At 72.0% G+C, this 3,294-nt stretch carries 4 protein-coding genes and 1 pseudogene; 1 reads left to right on the forward strand and 4 read right to left on the reverse strand.

The window, feature by feature from the left end; genetic code table 11:
- On the reverse strand, window positions 1-724 hold a 724-nt coding region (locus G6027_RS15730; RefSeq protein ID WP_182637983.1), incomplete at its 3' end, for a DAK2 domain-containing protein.
- A gap of 129 nt (window positions 725-853) precedes the next feature.
- Here G6027_RS15730 and G6027_RS15735 point away from each other — a divergent pair.
- Window positions 854-1,648, forward strand: a complete 795-nt coding sequence (locus G6027_RS15735) for an enoyl-CoA hydratase-related protein (protein ID WP_182637984.1) — start codon at window positions 854-856, stop codon at window positions 1,646-1,648.
- A gap of 36 nt (window positions 1,649-1,684) precedes the next feature.
- On the opposite strand, the gene G6027_RS15740 is transcribed toward G6027_RS15735, so the two are convergent.
- The 3 genes and pseudogenes from G6027_RS15740 to G6027_RS15750 all read right to left on the reverse strand — a co-directional run.
- A complete protein-coding gene (locus G6027_RS15740; protein ID WP_182637985.1) occupies window positions 1,685-2,395 on the reverse strand; it encodes a uracil-DNA glycosylase in 711 nt (236 codons plus the stop codon).
- Between the two features lie 4 nt (window positions 2,396-2,399).
- Window positions 2,400-2,921: a gamma carbonic anhydrase family protein gene (locus tag G6027_RS15745; protein WP_182637986.1), complete on the reverse strand. Its 522-nt coding sequence runs from the start codon at window positions 2,919-2,921 to the stop codon at window positions 2,400-2,402.
- 9 nt (window positions 2,922-2,930) lie between these two features.
- Window positions 2,931-3,294 (reverse strand): annotated as a pseudogene (locus tag G6027_RS15750) (thiamine-phosphate kinase); the annotation flags it as partial.

Below are 3,294 nucleotides of genomic sequence, written 5' to 3' on the forward strand. Positions count from 1 at the left end.
CACACTGCGCGGACGGCTCGGTGAACGGGTCCTCGGGGACGAAGTAGTCCGGTCGCTCCGGCGCCTGTCCCCCGAGTACCTCGACCATCGTGTCCAGCAACACCAGCAGGCCTCTGCCGCCCGCGTCCACGACCCCTGCCCGGGCCAGCGCGGGCAACTGCGACGTGGTGCGGTCGAGGGCCTCTGCCCCCGCATCCGCAGCCGCCCGTGCCACCTCGACGAGCGAGGAGGCCGACGACCTACCGGCGCCCCCGGCGGCCTCCCGCAGCACGGTCACGATGGTGCCCTCCACCGGATCGCTGAGCGCATGATCGACGAGGGTGACAGCCGTCCGGAGTGCTCGCCGGTAGGTGGAGGCGTCGACGACGGTGAAGGTCGCCGCCTCGCCGACCGCCCGGAGAACCTGGGACAGAATGACGCCGGAGTTACCCCGCGCACCGTGGACGGCCCCGTGACCGAGCGCCACGGCGATCTCGCGGGCGCCGGCACTTCCCCCACCCTCGGCGATCCACGCCTCCTCGCCCTCGGCCCTGTCGACCGCGGCTCTCATCGTGTAGAGCAGGTTGGTCCCGGTGTCGGAGTCCGGCACCGGGAAGACGTTGAGGGCGTTGATCTCCTCGCGGTGGGTCGCCAGATGTTCCACACACCGACGCGCCCACCCCAGCAGCCCGTGGGCGTCCAGTGATGACGGACGTTCCTCGACACTCGTCGACTCCTGTGCCATCACCCCTCCTCGGCGTCCGTTCACCCCAACGGTCCGACTCCGTCGGTCGGCGCGGCCAAGCCTAGTACCCTCACCTTGCGACAGCCGTCGAACAGGCCGAGACGGCCCGTACCACTCCCTGGAGCCCAGATGACCTCTGCCCTGAACGCCACTCCCCTCGTCACCCTCGAGGACGGTGTGCTCACCATCCCCATCTCCCTCGAGAGCAGGGGGAACTCACTGGACTCCGACGCCGTCACCCAGGCCGGCACCGCACTGACCGCTCTCCTCGCCGGCGAGATCGATGCCGGCGCGATCCTCCTGGTGGGCCTGGGCAGGAACTTCTGCGCGGGAGGGAACGTGCCCGGTTTCGCCGCGGCCGAGGACCGCTCGGAGCACGTTCGCGAACTGGCCGACCGGTTGCACGGTGTGGTCAGGCAACTGGAAGAGGCACCTGTGCCGGTGGTGGCCGCGGTGGCCGGCTGGGCCGCGGGGGCCGGACTCTCCCTCGCGTTGGCCGCCGACTTCTCCGTCGGGGGCCCGGACACCCGCCTGCTCGCGGCCTACCCGGGAATCGGCCTGTCGCCGGACGGTGGGATGTCCTGGAGGTTGCCCCGCGCGATCGGGCCCGCGGCGGCCCGGGCCTTCATCCTCGGCAACGAGCCGCTGGACGGGTCGCGGGCCTACGGGATCGGACTGCTCACCACCTTCACCGAGGAGGACGTCTCCACCACGGCTCGTGAGCTGGCGGTCCGCCTCGCGGCGGGCCCGCGTGCCTCCTACGCCGCCACCAAGGAGCTGTTGCGACGGTCTGGTGAAAGGACTCTCGCGCAGCAGCTCGACGCCGAGCGGGACTCCATCGCGGCGCTGGCGGTGTCGCCCGACGGGATCGAGGGAGTGGACGCGTTCGTCGCCAAGCGCGCACCGCGCTTCGGTGAGGCCTGAGCGCGCACCGCGCTTCGGTGGGGCCTGAGCCCGGCTCTACGTCTGCTCCGGCAGGTCCGGCAGTCGCCAGTCGACGCGGTCCACGCCGAGCCCGTGCAGCTCGTCGTTCGCGCGGCTGAACGGTCGGGAACCGAAGAACCCGCGCGAGGCCGACAGGGGCGAGGGGTGGGCGGAGGCGATGACCGGGGTGTCCCCGAGCATCGGCGCCAGGGACTGTGCCTGGCGCCCCCAGAGAATTGCCACCAGCGGACGGCCGCGCTCCACCAGCGCCTCGATCGCGCGCCCGGTGACCTCCTCCCATCCCTTCCCTCGGTGGGAGGCCGGCTGCCCCGGCGTCACCGTGAGGACCCGGTTGAGCAGGAGGATCCCGCTCCCGGCCCAGGAGCTCAGGTCGCCGTGCCGGGGGGCCGACAGTCCTAGATCGTCGGAGTACTCACGGTAGATGTTGACCAGGCTCCGCGGCAGGGGGCGGACGTGACCGTCCACGGCGAAGCTCAGGCCGACGGCGTGCCCGGGCGTCGGATACGGATCCTGACCCACGATCAGGACGCGGACGTCGTCGAACGGCTGGGTGAAGGCCCGCAGGATCCGGTCCCCCTCCGGGAGGTATCCGCGGCCCGCGGAGTCCTCCTCGCGGAGGAAGTCGCCCATGTGGTGGATGCGGTCCTCCACCGGCGCCAACGCGCTCGCCCACCCCGGGTCGACGACCTCCCCCAGTGCAGGCCGACCCGACTCGTTCCCCGCCACCCGGTCAGTCGATCCGTCGGAGCTCGGACCGGTACCGCATCGCGTTGTCGTGGTACTTCTGCGTGTTCCCCTCGAGCATCGCCGGGTCCACCTCGTACCCCTCGCGGATCCTCGCGGGGGCTCCCATCGCCATGCGCGCGGCGGGGAGTTCGAACCGGGGCGGGACCAGACACCCGGCGGCGACGACCGCCCCGGCGCCGATCACCGCGCCGTTGAGCACGATCGACCCGGAGGAGATCAGGGCACCGTCCCCGATGGTCGCTCCCTCGATGTGCGCGTTGTGCCCCACGATGCAGTGCTCCCCGAACAACGTCGGTTCCGACTCCGTGCAGTGGACGATCGTGCCGTCCTGGATATTGGTCATGGCGCCGACCTCGATGCGCCCGTAGTCGCCGCGGAGGACGGCGGTCGGCCACACGGACACGCCCGGTCCCAGGCGGACGCGGCCGATCACCACGGCGTCGGGGTGCACCCAGGCGTCGGGGGCGATGTCGGGTTCGAGGTCTCCGAGTGCGTAGACAGCCATACGGCCAGACTAGTTCGCACCCCGTGCGGAGTCCCAGCCCCCGGGGGCCCGCGGGTGCCCGTCGAGGGAGACCGCTCCGGGGTCTCCCTCGTGGATCGTCCCGATGACGGTGAAACCCGGGGGGACGGTCGTCCCGGGCGGGAAGGTGCCAAGCAGACCGTGGTCCTCGCCGCCGTCGAGGATCCAGTCCGCGATCTGCGCCTCCGGATCGGGACGACCCAGGACGGCGGCGGCCTCGCCCAGGCGGGGGTCGACGGGAAGCGCGTCGACGACGAGGTCCGCAGCGACGCCGGAGGCCCGCGCCATCCCCGACAGGTCGCGCATCAGGCCGTCGCTGACGTCGGTGAGTGCGCTGGCGCCGGCGAGTCTGGCC

Origin of the sequence: Dietzia sp. SLG310A2-38A2 (assembly GCF_014145095.1) — a bacterium.
In the GTDB taxonomy this organism is placed as follows: domain Bacteria; phylum Actinomycetota; class Actinomycetes; order Mycobacteriales; family Mycobacteriaceae; genus Dietzia.

Excerpts from the sequence above, each read along its gene's own strand:
- G6027_RS15735 (WP_182637984.1), top strand. The coding sequence starts at position 854 with ATGACCTCTGCCCTGAACGCCACTCCCCTCGTCACCCTCGAGGACGGT.
- G6027_RS15745 (WP_182637986.1), bottom strand. The coding sequence starts at position 2,921 with ATGGCTGTCTACGCACTCGGAGACCTCGAACCCGACATCGCCCCCGAC.